Source organism: Pseudomonas sp. R9.37, from assembly GCF_963878885.1.
In the GTDB taxonomy this organism is placed as follows: domain Bacteria; phylum Pseudomonadota; class Gammaproteobacteria; order Pseudomonadales; family Pseudomonadaceae; genus Aquipseudomonas.
In genome coordinates, this window is record NZ_CAWNZA010000002.1 from 201751 (window position 1) to 219267 (window position 17517).

Here is a 17517-nt window from a genome sequence, read left to right on the forward strand (position 1 = left end):
GTTTGGGTGATGGCGGGTATGGGTTCCGCCCTTACGGCGGGTCACTTTGGAAAAGCCCCAAAGTAACCAAAGGGCTCTTGCCCCACCACTCGGCACCTCGCTTGGGCTCGGTGTGCCCGAACGAAGGCTTGAATCCGTGGGCCGCCGTGACGGGCCATCCATGGCCCAACACGGCTAACCCGGCGTCCTGCCGGGTTACCCACGGATTCAAACCTGCGTTCGGCCAGCGTGGTTTAACGGGGCGCCTAAGATCAAGATCAAGATCTACAGCACGGCGGCCTGGTAGCCGACCTGAGTGGTTAGATCAAAAGCGCAAGCGAGGCGGCCTGACAGCCGACCTGAGTAGTTAGATCAAAAGCGCAAGCGAGGCGGCCTGACAGCCGACCTGATCTTGAAGGCTGAACTCAATCAAAGGTGGGAGCTGGCTTGCCTGCGATGGCATCGACTGGTTGTACCTGATAGACCGAGGTGTCTGCATCGCAGGCAAGCCAGCTCCCACATTTGGATCGCAGTGCATCAGATAGAAGTGTGTTGCTGTGCTGTTGCCCTGCTTTTGCTTCAACCACTCAGGTCGGCTACCAGGCCGCCGTGCTCTGCTTTTGATCTGCTTTTGATTTTGATCTGACAGGCCCCATCAACCACGCTGGCCGAACGCAGGCTTGAATTCGTGGGTAACCCGGCAGGACGCCGGGTTAGCCGCGTTGGGCAATGGATGGCCCGTCGCGGCGGCCCACGGATTCAAGCCGGAGTGAGGGCATGCCGAGCCTAGGCGAGGCACCGAGTGGTGGGGCAAAGACCTTTTGGTTACTTTTGGCTGGGCCGGCATTCCGGGCGTTTGCCAAAAGTGACCCGCTGTAAGAGCGGAACCCTAAGTGGCCGTTACCGCAGCAACGGATATGTACTCAATCCCCCGACAACAAAACCACCAACCCCACCCCACGACTGTTGCGATTTGGGCAACAGTCATTATCTTGTTACACTCTGTACCCCACCGCTCACCTGCGTTAATTTGACGCACCCTTGAGCGACGGCAAACACAGCTTCCCGCTCACCCAAATTTCCCTCGACTTATTTCCAGGGCTCTACACTGGGAATCTGTTCAAAGCCGCTGACTTCAGCGGCTTTTTTTTGCAGTAAAAAAGGCCAGGCACACCCCCACGACATTGGCCGCTTACGATTGACCAAAGGAGCTCCACCGGTGAAGAACTCGCTGACGTTCACCCCGCTATTCCTAGCGATTGCAACAACGATCGCCCCCCTGGCCCAAGCGGCAGACACCACCCCCGCCGACGGTTTCGTCGACGGCGCAAGCCTCAAGATCAACACCCGCAACTACTACATGAACCGCGACCGTCGCGACATCCACACCGATGACAGCAAGGAATGGGGCCAAGGCTTCATCGGCACTTTCGAATCCGGCTACACCCAAGGCACGGTCGGCTTCGGCCTGGACCTCAACGCCATGCTCGGCCTCAAGCTCGACGGCGGTGGCGGCACCGACGGCTCCAGCATCCTGCCGTATGGCAGCGGCAACGGCAAAGCGCCCGGCTCGTTCTCCACCGCAGGCGGCACCTTGAAAATGCGCGCCTTCGACACCGAGCTGAAAGCCGGCGACCTGTTCCTCAACAACCCGGTAATCGCCGGCGGCATGACGCGCATGCTGCCGCAGGATTTCCGCGGCGTTAGCCTGACCAACCACAGCTTCGACGGCTGGATGCTTGAAGGCGGCCAAGCCAGTTTCACCAAGCTCTACAACCAGAGCGGCCACCGACGCATCGGCACCAGCTACGGCGCGCTGCCGGACCACGCCGACAGCCGGCACCTGAACTGGGCCGGTGTGTCGTTCAGCGCCATCCCGGGCGTTACCAGCAACCTGTACGCCTCCGAACTCAAGGACGTGTGGCACCAGTACTACTACGACCTGGATTACACCTACGCGCTGAACGACCTGGTCAGCCTCAACCCCGGCCTGCACTACTACCACACCCAGGACACCGGCCGGTCGCTGCTGGGCAGCATCGACAACAACACTTACAGCCTGCATTTCACCGTGGGCGTGGGCAACCACAGCCTCACCGCCGCCTACCAGCGGGTTAACGGCAACACGCCGTTCGACTACATCAGCCAGGGCGACAGCATCTACCTGGACAACTCCCAGCAATACTCAGACTTCAACGGCCCCAACGAGCGCTCGTGGAAGCTGAAGTACGCCTATGACTTCGCAGGCCTGGGCATGCCGGGGCTGACGTCCGCCGTGTCCTACATCAGCGGCAAGACCGACCTGACCAAGGTCGACCCCAACAGCCGTGGCTACAGTGCCTGGTACAGCGCCGACGGCAAGGACGCCAAACACTGGGAGCGCGACATCGACTTGAAGTACGTGGTGCAAGGCGGCAAAGCCAAGGACCTGGCCGTGCGCCTGCAGTGGGCGACCAACCGCGGCGGCGAGGGCTACTCGGCGGTGGATCGGGATGTGGATGAATACCGGGTGATCGTGGATTACCCGATCAACGTGTTCTAACCCGCAGATCTTTCTTTTTAACCCGTGATCTAATTTTCATCGCGTAGAACTAAACTGCCAGCATCTTCCCTGCTGAAGCCTGCGCGATGAGTCAACTCCGCCCTCCTTCCTTACCTGCACGCCCGGAGCTTCTGCTGATTCTGGGCAGCGGCCTGACCGTCACCCTGATTGTGATCATCGTCGCGGCGCTGCTGACCCGCGAACACGCCAGCACCGTCCAGGCCGCCCAGCGCGCGACCACCAATATCACCCAACTGATCAATGCCGACGTGCTGCGTAACGTCGAGCTCTATGACCTGGCGCTGCAGGGCCTGATTACGGCCACCACGCGCAAGGACCTGGCTCAGGCGTCACCGGACATTCGGCACATGGTGCAGTTTGATCAATCCACCGCCGCGCCCTTCAAAGGCGAAGTGCTGTTGCTCGATGCCGACGGTGCAGTGATTGCCGACTCCTCGACGCTGTGGCCAACGCCACGCAATTTCGCTAACCGTGATTACTTCCAGGCGCATCGACAGAATGCCCAGGCCGGGCTGTTTATCAGCCGCCCATTCAGGATTCGCTGCAACTGCGATCAAGTCTGGCGCATCGCATTCAGTCGTCGCGTCACGGGGCCGGACGGCGAGTTTGCCGGTGTCGCGGTGGCAACGATGCGCCTGGCGTATTTCGATCAATTGTTCAACCGCCTCACCATCGGCAATGGCAGTTCGGTGAACCTGCTGAACAATCAGGGAATTCTTCTCGCCCAGCAGCCGTTGCTGGAGCGCGACATGATCGACAAGGACCTCAGCGATCGGCCCAACTTCAAACGCATACTGCGCGAAGGCGAAGGCAGCTTTCGGGCGATCTCGGCCATCACTGGCACCGAACGTTTGTACACCTTCACCAATGTCGGTGAATTACCGCTGATTGTGGTGGTGGCGCTGGCCAGCGAAGACGTGTTCGCCCCGTGGAAACGCGCCGCGCTGCTCACCAGCGGCGCCACCGGCGTGCTCTGCATTGGCCTGTTATGGCTGACCTGGATGCTGCGCCGCGAACTGCGCCGGCGCTATCGCGCCGAGCAAGTGCTGTCGGAGCTGGCCGCTACCGATGCCCTGACCGGCCTGGCCAACCGTCGCACCCTGGACCAGCGCCTGCGCCTGGAGTGGGACCGCGCGCAGCGCTCCACCGAGCCGCTGACGCTGTTGATGATCGACGTGGACCACTTCAAGGCTTTCAACGACCGCCACGGCCACCACGGCGGTGACGAGGCACTGCGCACGGTCGCCCAGGTGATCGGCAACAACATCCGTCGTCCCGCTGACCTGGCCGCGCGGTATGGCGGGGAAGAGTTTGCGGTGGTGCTGCCGGACACCGACGCCAGGGGCGCCTGGGTGATCGCCGAGCATATCCGCAGCGGAGTCGAACACCTGCCGCGCGTCGCCGGCGCTGAACAGCCGATCACCGTGAGTATCGGCATGAGTACCTGGGATAAACGCAGTCGCCTGTCACTCGAGACGCTGCTGTTGCACGCGGATCAGGCACTGTATGAGGCCAAGCACAGTGGGCGAAATCACATTGAGGAGGCCACCGGGCTCTGACCTGCTGCAACGCCATACACGGACTACGCTAATGGCATCCTCGACGCAGAAGTACGCCCGATGAGCCCAAGCCTTTCTCGCCCTACACGTCGCCCGGAACGCCTGCTGATCCTTGGCAGTGTCCTCACAGCCCTGCTGATCGTGGCGATCGTGGCGGTGCTGCTGATTCGCGAACACGCCAATACCCTGCAGACCGCCACGCGCACCGCGAACAACATTACCCAACTGATTGACGCCGATGTACTGCGCAACGTCGAACTCTACGACATGGCCCTCAAGGGCCTGATCGCCGCCGCCGAGCGCAACGACCTGCACAGCGTCTCTGCCGATATCCGCCATCTGGTGCTGTTCGACCGCTCCGCGGCCGCGCCCTACAAGGGCGACATCCTGCTGCTGGACGCCAATGGCGAGGTAATCGCCGACTCGTCCTTGCTCACGCCCAAGTCCGGCAACTTCGCTGATCGCGACTATTTCCAGGTGCAGCGCAAAGACCCCGAAATCGGGCTGTACATCAGCCGTCCGTTCATGGCGCGCTGCGTGTGTGACGACCAATGGCGCATTGCGTTCAGCCGCCGTGTTTCCGGGCCGGACGGGCGCTTCCAGGGGGTGGCGGTGGCCTCCATGCGCTTGTCTTACTTTCACCAGCTGTTCAGCAGCCTGAATATCGGCAGCAACAGCACCATCAACCTGATCAACCAGCAGGGCATCCTGCTGGCGCAGCATCCCATGCTCGAACTGGACATGATCGACCAGGACCTGAGCCAGCGACCGAACGTAGCGCGCATGCTCAAGGAGCGCGACGGCAGCTTTCGCGGCGTCTCCAGTGTCGACCACCGAGAGCGGCTCTACAGCTTTTCCACGGTCGGCAATTTGCCGCTGATCGTCGCAGTGGCGCTGTCCAGCGATGAAGTTTTCGCTCAATGGAAACGCGCAGCCTTGCTGATCAGCCTGGCGACGGGCGTGCTGTGCATCGGTCTGCTGTGGCTCAGCTGGATGCTCAGCAATGAGCTGCGCCGCCGTCACCGCGCCGAGCAAGTGCTGTCAGAACTGGCAGCCACCGATGCCCTGACCGGCCTGGCAAACCGTCGCACCCTCGATCAGCGCCTGCGCCTGGAATGGGACCGCGCGCAGCGCTCGACCGAACCGCTGACGCTGCTGATGATCGACGTTGACCACTTCAAGGCCTTCAATGACCGCCATGGTCACCACGGTGGTGACGAGGCTCTGCGCACGGTGGCCAGGGTCATTGATGACAACATCCGCCGCCCGGCTGACCTGGCGGCGCGTTATGGCGGGGAGGAATTTGCGGTGGTGCTGCCGCACACCGACGCCAAGGGCGCCTGGGTGATCGCCGAGCATATCCGCAGCAGCGTCGAGCACTTGCCACGGTTTGCCGGCGCCGAACGGCCGATTACGGTGAGTATCGGCATGAGTACCTGGGACAAACGCAGCCGTGTGTCGCTGGAGGCATTGTTACTGAGTGCGGACCAGGCGCTGTATGAGGCCAAACACAGCGGGCGCAATCGCATCGTGGACGCCGCAGCCCTTCCCTGAAAAGCCTGCCACCTGGGCCACTCAGTCAGTGCGGTTGGAGCAAGGACGCCCGCCGCACCGCCAGCCCGGGTTTGATCCCGATGCTGACGGCGCCTGCTGCTGATGACAATGAATCAGTACGTGCTTCACAGGGCAGCTTTCACAGCGTGTAGCTGCCACCTCCTGACACTGAGACTCTTGGGTCAGCACCGACTTGCGCTGTCACACTCAATGGAAACTGCGGGGGCAACAGAGACACGCTTAAACCGAAAGAGCCATCGACGAAAACGCCCGAGATAGCGGAAAACTCGTGTTTTGGCGCGGACTTGCTGGTCAGGTCAGTGCTGAAGGTAACTTTGTGTTGAAGGGTAAATGACGGTGACACGCCTCCTCCGCCATTGGCGCCAACCTGCCCTGCTCGAACATTTGCGTTAACACTTGTGCGGGGAGAAAAAGTATAACTATTGGTGATAGATAATGTGTTGTCGAAATTTTGCGTGATCGTCGGTTTACCGGTGGGAAACAGTGTGAACTGAAGACCCGGCCCGCCGACATTTATATGTTGCCCGGTTATATGCGTCACACTTTGGTTCACACCACCGCCCACACTAACACCAGAACTGGCAAGGCTGCCCTCCAGACCGCCATTCACACTCAATAATTGCTGGCTGACAATTGAAGGCTTCAGATTAGCGTTAAAGTTTAATTCACCACTGGGTTGGACAGTGGCGCTGAATTCAGGTGCGCCAAACGTAAACCGCTGTGAAAGGCTGCCGCCCACATTGAAACCCACGCCCGTGCCTAAAATATTCGGAATGCCGGCCCTCAAACTGCCGCCGACTTCCAGTTGCATCTTTGGTGCGAAGCTGACGGTGAGGCCGCCGCTGTCGTTGGGACGTAAGCTGATGACGGGATCAAAGCGCGCCGTTGCGCTCACACCCGCGCTCGGGCCGCCAGGAATCGGCGTGAGCCTGGCGGCGATGGTGGCATAGGTTCGCGGAAAAAAAGACACCGTGGGGATCGGCTGAAACTTCGCTACACCGCCGAACACATTCGCCGTATAGGGCGCGGCAAAAGAGCGCTCGGGTGGATTATTGTTGACGTTTTGTTGCTGAGGGTCAGGGCTACGGTATACAGCGGCTGGAGCGATAGCGTTCATGATCGATATTCCTTCAACAGTAATAGGTATGTATTCACTGATCTCGCGTTAGTTAAAAACTCGTTTAGCTGTTGGGTCTATATTCAACGGCCTCACGAAGACTGTGTGGTACACGAAAAAGTATCAGTTCCTACAAAAACACCGTCGAAAGTTGCAGCACGTTTCACGACAATGTCATTACCGCGCAACTTGCTATTTTTTAAGCATAAAAAAAGGCCACCCGAGGGTGGCCTTTCAAAACTAAAGAAGAGAGTTGTTACTTACACCGCCGCAACGGGACGCATGTAAGAGATCGGTGCGGTGCTGGCATCTTCGAAGGTCACGACTTCCCAAGCATCTGTCTGTGCAATCAACTTGCGCAGCAGCTGGTTGTTAAGGGCGTGGCCCGACTTGAAGCCTTTGAACTCGCCTATCAGGCTATTGCCCAGCAGGTAGAGGTCACCGATTGCATCGAGGATCTTGTGCTTCACGAATTCGTCTTCATAGCGAAGGCCGTCTTCGTTCAGTACACCATCCGCGTCGACCACGATGGCGTTTTCAACGCTGCCGCCGAGTGCGAGGTTGTGCTTGCGCAGGTACTCGATGTCACTCATGAAACCAAAGGTACGGGCGCGGCTGACTTCTTTTACGAACGAAGTGCTGGAAAAATCCACGCTTGCACTTTGTGTGCGGTCACGGAATACCGGGTGATCGAAATCGATCTCAAAGCTCACTTTAAAGCCTTCGAACGGAACGAAGGTGGCGCGCTTGTCGCCGTCTTCTACTGTCACTTCCCGCAGAATGCGAATGAACTTCTTGGCTGCGTCCTGTTCTTCCAGGCCGGCAGATTGAATCAAGAATACGAAGGGTCCAGCGCTGCCATCCATGATAGGGACTTCGGACGCGGAGAGCTCGACGTAGGCGTTATCGATGCCCAGGCCAGCCATGGCCGAGAGCAAGTGCTCCACCGTGTCCACTTTGACGTCACCGTTGACCAGAGTGGTCGACATAGTGGTTTCGCCAACGTTTTCCGCGCGAGCAGGAATCTGCACCACAGGGTCCAGGTCGGCACGAACAAACACGATGCCGGTGTCGACAGGTGCGGGCTTGAGGGTCAGGTATACCTTCTCCCCGGAGTGCAGACCTACACCTGTGGCACGGATAATATTCTTCAGGGTGCGTTGTTTAATCATGGCTTGGACCGCTTCAGCGCAAATTGCGAACTGGTATCAACAAAGGCTGGCGATAATAACAGACCAGACCTTTGCTGAACACCAATCACCTTCATAGCCCTGATACATTCCATTAATCGGCCTGACGACGCAGGAATGCCGGGATGTCCAGGTAGTCCAGATCATCTTGCGGATTCGGGCTACGGGACGCCGCAGCACCGGCCTGAGCCTGGTTGCGCATCACGGTCGGACGGTCCAGATCACGGTAGTTCACCGACGGCAGTTCCTGGCGCGCAGGCGCTGGAGCGGCAGCTTGCTGGCTGGCGTGACTGTTGTGGCCGGTGTGAACGGTATTGTCGATGACCTTTACAGGCTTCTCGATTTTTGCGCCCAGGCCGGTAGCAACCACGGTCACGTGCAGTTCATCACGCATGTCCGGATCGATAACGGTACCGACTTTGACCATCGCGTGCTCGGAAGCGAAGGCTTCGATGATGCTACCCACGTCGGAGTACTCACCCAGGGACAGGTCAGGACCGGCGGTGATGTTCACCAGGATGCCGCGTGCGCCTTGCAGGTTCACGTCTTCCAGCAATGGGTTGCGGATCGCCGCTTCAGTGGCTTCACGTGCACGGTTCGGACCGCTGGCGCAGCCAGTGCCCATCATCGCCATGCCCATTTCGCTCATCACGGTACGTACGTCGGCAAAGTCGACGTTGATCATGCCTGGGCGCTTGATGATGTCGGAGATACCGCGAACGGCACCGGCCAGTACATCGTCAGCCTTGGCAAATGCGGACAGCAGGCTTGCGTCCTTGCCCAGGATGGTCAGCAGTTTCTCGTTGGGAATGGTGATCAACGAGTCAACGCTTTCAGACAGCAGACGGATACCTTCGTCGGCGATCTGCATGCGCTTGCGACCTTCGAACGGGAACGGACGCGTTACGACAGCAACGGTCAGGATGCCCATTTCCTTGGCCACTTCGGCAATGATCGGGGCTGCACCGGTACCAGTACCGCCGCCCATGCCGGTGGTGATGAACACCATGTTGGTGCCTTGCAGCACTTCAGCAATACGCTCGCGGTCTTCCAGCGCGGCTTGACGGCCGACTTCCGGGTTGGCGCCAGCGCCGAGGCCCTTGGTCACGGCTGTGCCCAATTGCAGGATGGTCCGCGCGCCGATGCTTTTCAGCGCCTGGGCATCAGTGTTGGCGCAGATGAATTCAACGCCTTCAATGTTGCTCTTGACCATGTGGTTGACAGCGTTGCCGCCGCCACCGCCGACACCGATTACTTTGATAACCGGGCTTGCGGGGATGTTGTCTACGAGTTCGAACATGTTCCCTCTCCTTTCGTTTTCTCTAGTTTTTTCGCCTACTGCTTATTACGGTGTTGCGGTAAATCTTTAGAAATTGCCTTTCACCCAAGCCTGCAAGCGCTCGAACAACGGCGCTTTGGCTTCGTCGTCGCCACCGCGGTAGCTGTCACGAATGCTCGGGCCCGACAGGGAAATGCCGTCGGTCTGCTTTTGCAGCCCGTACAACAGCAAGCCCACACCGGTGGAATAAATCGGGTTGCGCACTACGTCGCCCAGGCCTTTGACGCCATGGGGCACGCCCAGACGGACAGGCATGTGGAAGATTTCCTCGGCCAGTTCGACCGCGCCTTCCATCTTCGAGGTGCCACCGGTCAGCACAATGCCGGCCGGGATCAAATCTTCGTAACCGCTGCGGCGCAGCTCAGCCTGGATCAGGGTGAACAGCTCGTCGTAGCGCGGCTCGACCACTTCGGCCAGCGCCTGGCGCGACAGCTCACGCGGTGGGCGGTCGCCGACACTGGGCACCTTGATGGTTTCACCGGCACCGGCCAGTTTGGCCAGGGCGCAGGCGTAGCGAATCTTGATTTCTTCGGCGTACTGGGTCGGTGTACGCAGCGCCATGGCGATGTCGTTGGTGACCTGGTCGCCGGCAATCGGGATCACGGCGGTGTGACGGATCGCACCCTCGGTGAAGATCGCGATGTCAGTGGTGCCGCCGCCGATGTCCACCAGGCACACGCCCAGCTCTTTTTCGTCGTCGGTCAGTACCGAATAAGCCGAAGCAAGCTGCTCGAGAATGATGTCGTCGATTTCCAGACCGCAGCGGCGCACGCATTTTTCAATGTTCTGTGCAGCATTGACGGCGCAGGTCACCACGTGAACCTTGGCTTCCAGACGTACGCCCGACATGCCCAGCGGCTCGCGAACGCCTTCCTGGTTGTCGATCACGTAGTCCTGCGGCAGGGTGTGCAGCACGCGCTGGTCAGCCGGGATCGCCACGGCCTGGGCCGCGTCGAGTACACGCTCAAGGTCCGCCGAGCTGACTTCACGGTCGCGGATTGCCACGATGCCGTGGGAATTCAGGCTGCGGATATGGTTGCCGGCCACGCCGACGAACGCCGAGTGAATCCGGCAGCCGGCCATCAGCTGCGCTTCTTCAATCGCGCGCTGGATCGATTGCACGGTGGACTCGATGTTCACCACCACGCCCTTCTTCAGGCCCCGGGACGGATGCGTGCCGATACCGACGATTTCGATAACACCGTCTTCCCCGACCTCGCCGACCAGCGCCACCACCTTGGAGGTGCCGATATCGAGACCGACGATCATTTTGCCGCTTTGCACGTTTGCCATGGGTCCTGCCTCTTCTTAATTCTTCGCGACAGCGGGTTTGGCTGTCGTCGGCGCAGCTGGTTCACGCCAGCCGACGGCCAGGCCGTTGGCGTAACGCAGGTCGACGCTCGCAATGTTCGTAATCTGTTCTTTCAAGGTCTTGTCATAGATGGCAATAAAGCGGCGCATCTTTTCCACCAAGCGGTCGCGTCCCAGCAACAACTCGATGCCCGGGCCGGAACTGCCTGCCCCGGTGGTCAAAAACCAGCTGCCCCGCTCACGCAATTCCAGGCGTGCGATGGAGAAGCCCAGTGGCCGCAGCATCTGGCTCAAGGCCTGATACTGCTGCATCACTTGCTGCTGCGCCCGCTGCGGCCCGAACAGCTGCGGCAGGTGCTCATAGTTGGCCAGCTCACGCGGGGTGAACGCCTGGCCCTGGTTGTTCAACAGCGCTTCATCGCCCCAACGGGCCACGGGCAGTTGTTCTTCCAGGCGGATCGTCACCTGGTCCGGCCAAACGCGGCGGACTTCGGCATGGGCGATCCATGGCATCTGCTCCAGCTCCGAGCGCATACCGGCCAGGTCGATGGTAAAGAAGCTCGCCGCCAGGTACGGGCCGATGCGCTGCTGTACCGCTTGCTGGCTGATGTAGCTCAAGTCGCCCTGCACACTGATCTTGGTGATCGGCCGATCGGCATACGGCAACAGGCGCTGCGCACCTTCGTAGGTGCCAAAGCCCAACGCCACCAGCAGCACCGGCCAGAACAGCGCCTTGAGGAAACCAAAGTTGGCTTTCGGCAGGCGCGCCGACATCGGCTCTTTAGCCACCATCCGGCTGGCACCCCGTGGCACCGGCTTGCGGCCGGGTGCTGGTGGGGGCTGATGACGAAGCGATGCGCCGTTCATGTGTTTAGCCTCTTGGCTCAATGCTGTCAGCGAGGATCGCCAGCACCAACTGCTGGAAATCCAGACCGGCTGCACGGGCTGCCATAGGTACCAGGCTGTGATCGGTCATTCCCGGCGCAGTGTTGACTTCAAGGAACCAGAAATTCCCTTGGTCATCCTGCATCACGTCTGCCCGCGCCCAACCGGCGATATCCAGCGCCTCACAGGCTTTCGCCGTGAGGTCCATCAATTCTTGTTCCTTGGTTGCGTCAAGGCCACACGGGATCCGGTACTGAGTATCGGAAGCCAGGTACTTGGCGTCGTAATCGTAAAAGGTGTGGGGCGTGCCCAATGCGATAGGCGGCAATACCTGGCCACGCAGGGTGGCGATGGTGTACTCGGGACCGGAAATCCACTGTTCCACCAACACTTGCGAATCGTAGGTACTTGCCGCTTTCCATGCGTCGATCAATTCGGCGGCCGAGTTCACTTTGGCCATGCCGATACTGGAGCCTTCATGAGCTGGTTTGACGATCAAAGGCAGGCCCAGTTCCTTGGCTGCAGAAATACAATCGTCTTCGCTGCACAGCACGCTGTGGCGTGGGGTTGGAATACCCAGGCTGTGCCACACCTGCTTGGTGCGCAACTTGTCCATCGCCAGTGCCGAGGCAAGAATGCCGCTGCCGGTGTAAGGGATGCCGGCGCACTCAAGCAAGCCTTGCATGCTGCCGTCTTCACCGCCACGGCCGTGCAGGATGATAAAGGCACGGTCGATCTTTTCGGCCTGCAGGCGGGCAAGGAAGTCATCGCCCACGTCGATACCGAACGCATTCACGCCGGCGCTTTGCAGTGCCTCAAGCACGGCATTGCCGGACTTGAGCGAGACCTCACGTTCAGCGCTCTTGCCGCCGAACAGCACGGCTACGCGGCCGAAGTCGGCAGGCGTGATCGTGGAAAACAGGGCGTCGTAGTTCGTGGTCATTTCGACTTCCCCTGCGCCACGGCGAACAATGGGCTCGCAAGCAATTTAGGCGCAAGGCCACCGATGTCGCCGGCACCCTGGCACAGCAGGATGTCGCCGGCGCGCAGCAGTGGCTTGACGATCGGCGCCAGGTCCACACCGCGCTCGATGTAGATCGGGTCCAACTGGCCACGCTGGCGGATGCTGTTGCACAGCTTGCGGCTGTCGGCGCCCGGGATCGGCTCTTCACCGGCCGGATAGACTTCCATCAGCAGCAGCACGTTGGCATCGGCCAATACATTGACAAAATCGTCGTACAGATCGCGGGTACGGCTATAGCGGTGCGGCTGGTAAACCATCACCAGGCGGCGCTCCGGCCAGCCACCGCGCACGGCTTTGATCACGGCGGCCACTTCGGTCGGGTGGTGACCGTAGTCGTCGACCAGCATCACGTCGCCGCCGTCTACCGGCAGTTGGCCGTAGACCTGGAAGCGACGGCCAACACCGGCAAAACGCGACAAGCCTTCAACGATGGCTTCATCGCTGACGCCCTCGTCGGAGGCGATGCAGATGGTCGCCAGGGAGTTGAGCACGTTGTGGTTGCCCGGCATGTTCACCGACACATCAAGCGGCTCGCGGTCAGGGCGCAGCACGGTGAAGAAGGTTTGCATGCCTTCCTGGCGCACATTGATCGCGCGCACGTCAGCGTCTTCGCTGAAGCCGTAGGTCACGGTCGGACGCTTGACCTGCGGCAGGATTTCACGCACCACCGGATCGTCCAGGCATACAACAGCCAGACCGTAGAACGGCAGGTTGTGCAGGAACTCGACGAAGGTTTTCTTCAACTTGTTGAAGTCACCGTCGTAGGTTGCCATGTGGTCTTCGTCGATGTTGGTAACCACCGCGACCAGCGGCTGCAGGTGCAGGAAGCTCGCGTCGCTTTCATCGGCTTCGGCGATCAGGTAGCGGCTGGTGCCGAGCTGGGCATTGGTGCCCGCTGCATTCAGACGGCCACCGATCACGAACGTCGGGTCCAGGCCACCGGCCGCGAACACCGAAGCGATCAGGCTGGTGGTGGTGGTTTTGCCGTGCGTACCGGCAACGGCAATGCCGTGGCGATAGCGCATCAGCTCGGCGAGCATCTCGGCGCGCGGCACTACCGGAATACGGCGCTCAAGGGCGGTGGCCACTTCCGGGTTGGAGGTGTTCACGGCACTGGAAACCACCAGCACATCAGCCTCGGCGGCGTTTTCAGCGCGGTGGCCGATAAAGATCTGCGCACCGAAAGACTTCAGGCGATCCGTGACCGGCGACTCTTTCAAGTCAGAGCCGGACACCTGGTAGCCCAGGTTCAGCAGCACTTCGGCAATCCCGCACATGCCCACGCCGCCGATGCCGACAAAGTGGATGCGACGGATGCGGCGCATCTCGGGTTGTGGCATGGCTTTCTGATTCTCAACCATGGGCCACCTCCAGGCAGATGTCGACCACGGTGCGGGTTGCGTCAGGTTTGGCCAGGCGGCTTGCGGTGCTCGCCATGCTGTTGAGTCGTTCCGGTTGCATCAAAACCTCGGTCAGGCGTGCGGCCAAATCGGCGGCGCCAGTCGTTCTTTGCGGCAGCAGGAAGGCAGCGCCCTCCCCGGCCAAATATTCGGCGTTGCGGGTCTGGTGATCGTCAATCGCGTGGGGCAAAGGCACCAGCAAGGACGGCAGACCGGCGGCGGCCAGTTCACTGACGGTCAGCGCACCAGCGCGACAGACCACCAGGTCGGCCCAGCCATAGGCGTGGGCCATGTCTTTGATGAAGGGCTGCACATTCGCCTCGACACCGGCCTCGCGATAGCGGGCAGCGGTGATTTCATCGTGATTCTTGCCGGCCTGATGGAAGATCTCCGGGCGCAACCCCACGGGGAGTTGAGCCAGCGCTTCGGGCAGCAATTTGTTCAGTGGCTCGGCACCCAGGCTTCCGCCGAGGATCAGCAGATGCGCCTTGCGCCCGGCCAGGGCCTCACGGGCAATGGCCATGAACAGTTCGGTGCGCACCGGGTTGCCGGTGGTGCGCAACTTGTCCGAGATCGCGAAGGTGTTCGGGAACGCTTCACACACACGCGAGGCCAACGGCACCAGCAGGCGGTTCGCGGTACCGGCGACGGCGTTCTGCTCGTGCACGATCACCGGCACGCCAGCCAGCTTGGCGGCAACACCGCCAGGGCCAGTCACATAACCGCCAAACCCCAGCACGCATACCGGCTTCACTGCACGCATGACTTTGCGCGCCTGCCACACCGCCTTGAGCAACACGAACGGCGCCTTGAGCAGGGACAACTTGCCCTTGCCACGCAAGCCTGTGACGTTGATCAAATGCAGCGGCAAGCCGGCATTGGGCACCAATTCATTTTCGATGCCGCGCGGCGTGCCGAGCCAATGCACGGTGTAGCCGCGGTTCTGGAATTCACGCGCGCACGCCAGGGCCGGGAACACGTGGCCCCCGGTGCCGCCCGCCATGATCAGCACGTTAGCGCCCATGGTTCGGCTCCTCGGCAAAATCGCTTTCGCTGAATTCCATCTCTTCGCTGCCCAGGTGGGTCCGACTCTCCCACTCGATGCGCAGCAATAACCCCAGGCACGCGCAGCAAATCACCAACGAACTGCCGCCGTAACTGAGGAACGGCAAGGTCAGGCCCTTGGTCGGCAACAAGCCGACGTTCACGCCGATGTTGATCAGGAACTGGCCGATCCACAGGAACGACAAGCCGTACGCCACATAGGCGGCGAAATACTGTTTGGCCTTCTCGGCCCACAAGCCGATGTACATACCGCGTACACACACGAACACGAACAGCGCGACGGTGCACAGCGAACCCACCACGCCGAGCTCTTCGGCGAGTACCGAGAACACGAAGTCGGTGTGCGCTTCGGGCAGGTAGAACTGCTTCTGCACGCTGTTGCCCAGGCCCACGCCCAACCACTCGCCGCGACCAAAGGCGATCAGCGCCTGGGTCAGCTGGTAGCCGGAACCGAACTGATCGGACCACGGGTCGGTAAAGGTAATCAGACGGGCCATCCGGTAGGGCTGCGCCTGCACCAGCACCGTCACGGCGGCCACGGCCAGCACCACCATCAAGGTGAAGCGGAACAGGCCGACGCCACCGAGGAACAGCATCGCGGCGGCCGCGCCCATCATCACGACGGTGGCACCGAAGTCGGGCTCCATCAGCAACAGGCCGGCCATTGGCAGCAGCACGATGAATGGCTTGAAGAAGCCCATCCAGCTTTCGCGCACTTCCTTCTGACGGCGTACCAGGTAACCGGCCAGGTAGATCACCACGAACACCTTGGCGATTTCCGACGGCTGCACGTTGAACGCACCGAAGCCGATCCAGCGCATCGAACCGTTCACCTCGCGGCCGATGCCGGGCAGGATCACCATGATCAACAGGCCGAACGCACCGATCAGCATCATCCAGCCCAGGCGCTGCCAGGTGGCGATCGGGATCATCATGGTGACGATGCACGCGCCAAGGCCGATCACCAGATACACCAAGTGGCGGATCATCATGTACAGGGTGTTGCCCGACTGCACGGCGGCCACTTCGGAGGACGCCGAGGTGATCATCACCAGCCCCAGACCCAGCAGCGCCAGGCAACCGGCGAGCATCGGGAAATCAAGGTCGACGCCACGGCCGGTAATGATCGGCGACGGGTACGGTTTGATGATATTTCTAAAATTCATGCCAAGGCCTCCACGGCGCGAGCGAACAGCTGGCCGCGCTCTTCGTAGTTCTTGAACATGTCGAAACTGGCGCACGCTGGCGACAGCAGCACGGCATCACCCGGCTGGGCCATGGCTTTGCACTGAGCGATGGCGTCGTCCAGGGACGTCGCGCGCACTTGCGGCACGGCGTCACCGAGGGCAGCGGCGATCAAGTCAGCATCACGGCCCATCAGCACCGCGGCGCGACAATGGGCAGCCACCGGGCCTTTAAGGTCCTTGAAGTCGGCGCCTTTGCCATCGCCACCGGCGATCAGCACCAGCTTGCCTTCGATATCGGCGCCAAGGCCTTCGATGGCAGCCAGGGCAGCACCGACGTTGGTGGCCTTGGAATCGTTGTAATAGCTGACGCCGTTGAGGTCGCGCACCCACTGGCAACGGTGCTCAAGCCCGGCGAATGTGCGCAGGCTTGCGAGCATGGCGTCGAACGGCAGGCCAACAGCGTGACCGAGTGCCAGCGCCGCCAGGGCATTGGACTGGTTATGCGCGCCACGAATTTTCAGCTCGCGCACCGGCATCAGGTTCTGGAATTCGAAGGCCAGGTATTTCTCGCCGTTCTCTTCGCGGATGCCGAACGCTTTGAAGTCGGGTTTGCCGAGGCCGAAGGTCCAGCACGGCAGGCCCTCGCCCATCAACGGACGGCTCAGGGCGTCCTGGCGGTTGACCACCACTTGCCGAGCACCGCGGAAGATCCGGTGCTTGGCCAGGTGATAGGCCGGCAGGCCGCTGTAGCGGTCCATGTGGTCTTCACTCACATTCAACACGGTGGCGACTTCGGCGCCCAGGTCGTGAGTGGTTTCGAGCTGGAAGCTCGACAGTTCCATCACGTACAGCTCGACGTCGTCGCTGAGCAGGTCCAACGCCGGGGTGCCGAGGTTACCGCCCACGGCCACGCGCTTGCCGGCCGCAACCGCCATCTCGCCGACCAGGGTGGTCACGGTGCTTTTCGCGTTGGAACCACTGATGGCCACAATCGGCGCTTTCGCGTTGCGCGCGAACAGGTCGATATCGCCGGAGAGCTTCACGCCACGTGCGGCAGCGGCTTGCAAAGCCGGTGTCGCCAGGGCCAGGCCGGGGCTCACGTAGAGCTCATCGGCGCGGCACAGAAACTCGACATCCAACTCGCCACAACGCACTTCCACGTGCGGGTAGTCACGGCGCAGCGTGACCAGCTCCGGTGGATTTTCCCGCGTATCGGCGACGGCAAACGACGTGCCCCGGTTCGCCAGGAAGCGAACCAGGGACATGCCGCTCTTGCCGAGGCCGACAACGATGCGGAAGTGGTCTGAAGCGATCAGGGACACT

The 17517-nt window shown here is 60.9% G+C and carries 13 protein-coding genes; 3 read left to right on the top strand and 10 right to left on the bottom strand.

Translation table 11 applies throughout. The annotated features are described in order from the left end of the window. Positions 1 to 1198: 1198 nt before the first annotated feature. The 3 genes from AACU78_RS01970 to AACU78_RS01980 all read left to right on the top strand — a co-directional run bounded on the left by AACU78_RS01970 (position 1199) and on the right by AACU78_RS01980 (position 5655). Positions 1199 to 2521, top strand: a complete 1323-nt coding sequence (locus AACU78_RS01970; RefSeq protein ID WP_106579557.1) for an OprD family porin — start codon at positions 1199 to 1201, stop codon at positions 2519 to 2521. Positions 2522 to 2607: 86 nt separating this feature from the next. Continuing rightward, the gene (locus AACU78_RS01975; protein WP_106579558.1) at positions 2608 to 4101 is read left to right on the top strand and encodes a GGDEF domain-containing protein; all 1494 of its coding nucleotides are present in this window, start codon (positions 2608 to 2610) and stop codon (positions 4099 to 4101) included. Positions 4102 to 4161: 60 nt separating this feature from the next. After that, on the top strand, positions 4162 to 5655 hold the full coding sequence (locus tag AACU78_RS01980) for a sensor domain-containing diguanylate cyclase (protein ID WP_106579559.1): 1494 nt from the start codon (positions 4162 to 4164) through the stop codon (positions 5653 to 5655). A 139-nt stretch (positions 5656 to 5794) separates the two neighbouring features. On the opposite strand, the gene AACU78_RS01985 is transcribed toward AACU78_RS01980, so the two are convergent. From AACU78_RS01985 to murD, 10 genes are all read right to left on the bottom strand, one after another. After that, positions 5795 to 6793: a hypothetical protein gene (locus tag AACU78_RS01985; RefSeq protein ID WP_106579560.1), complete on the bottom strand. Its 999-nt coding sequence runs from the start codon at positions 6791 to 6793 to the stop codon at positions 5795 to 5797. 260 nt (positions 6794 to 7053) lie between these two features. Beyond that, the gene (lpxC, locus tag AACU78_RS01990) at positions 7054 to 7965 is read right to left on the bottom strand and encodes a UDP-3-O-acyl-N-acetylglucosamine deacetylase (RefSeq protein WP_003216227.1); all 912 of its coding nucleotides are present in this window, start codon (positions 7963 to 7965) and stop codon (positions 7054 to 7056) included. A 112-nt stretch (positions 7966 to 8077) separates the two neighbouring features. Beyond that, a complete protein-coding gene (ftsZ, locus tag AACU78_RS01995; RefSeq protein WP_017138180.1) occupies positions 8078 to 9283 on the bottom strand; it encodes a cell division protein FtsZ in 1206 nt (401 codons plus the stop codon). A 66-nt stretch (positions 9284 to 9349) separates the two neighbouring features. Further along, positions 9350 to 10615, bottom strand: coding sequence for a cell division protein FtsA (gene ftsA / locus AACU78_RS02000; RefSeq protein WP_017138181.1), 1266 nt, complete (start codon positions 10613 to 10615; stop codon positions 9350 to 9352). Positions 10616 to 10630: 15 nt separating this feature from the next. Further along, positions 10631 to 11500 (bottom strand): cell division protein FtsQ/DivIB, encoded by an 870-nt coding sequence (locus AACU78_RS02005; RefSeq protein ID WP_106579561.1) that lies wholly within the window; start codon positions 11498 to 11500, stop codon positions 10631 to 10633. A gap of 4 nt (positions 11501 to 11504) precedes the next feature. Further along, complete coding sequence (locus AACU78_RS02010; protein ID WP_106579562.1) at positions 11505 to 12461, bottom strand: D-alanine--D-alanine ligase; 957 nt, start codon at positions 12459 to 12461, stop codon at positions 11505 to 11507. Then, positions 12458 to 13903, bottom strand: coding sequence for a UDP-N-acetylmuramate--L-alanine ligase (gene murC / locus AACU78_RS02015; RefSeq protein WP_106579563.1), 1446 nt, complete (start codon positions 13901 to 13903; stop codon positions 12458 to 12460). Before murC ends, AACU78_RS02010 begins: the two co-directional genes overlap by 4 nt. Then, positions 13896 to 14966, bottom strand: coding sequence for an undecaprenyldiphospho-muramoylpentapeptide beta-N-acetylglucosaminyltransferase (gene murG / locus AACU78_RS02020; RefSeq protein ID WP_106579564.1), 1071 nt, complete (start codon positions 14964 to 14966; stop codon positions 13896 to 13898). The genes murC and murG overlap by 8 nt, the downstream gene beginning before the upstream one ends. Next, positions 14956 to 16173 (bottom strand): putative lipid II flippase FtsW, encoded by a 1218-nt coding sequence (ftsW, locus tag AACU78_RS02025; RefSeq protein ID WP_106579565.1) that lies wholly within the window; start codon positions 16171 to 16173, stop codon positions 14956 to 14958. Before ftsW ends, murG begins: the two co-directional genes overlap by 11 nt. Then, positions 16170 to 17516, bottom strand: coding sequence for a UDP-N-acetylmuramoyl-L-alanine--D-glutamate ligase (gene murD / locus AACU78_RS02030; RefSeq protein WP_106579566.1), 1347 nt, complete (start codon positions 17514 to 17516; stop codon positions 16170 to 16172). Before murD ends, ftsW begins: the two co-directional genes overlap by 4 nt. Position 17517: the final 1 nt, after the last annotated feature.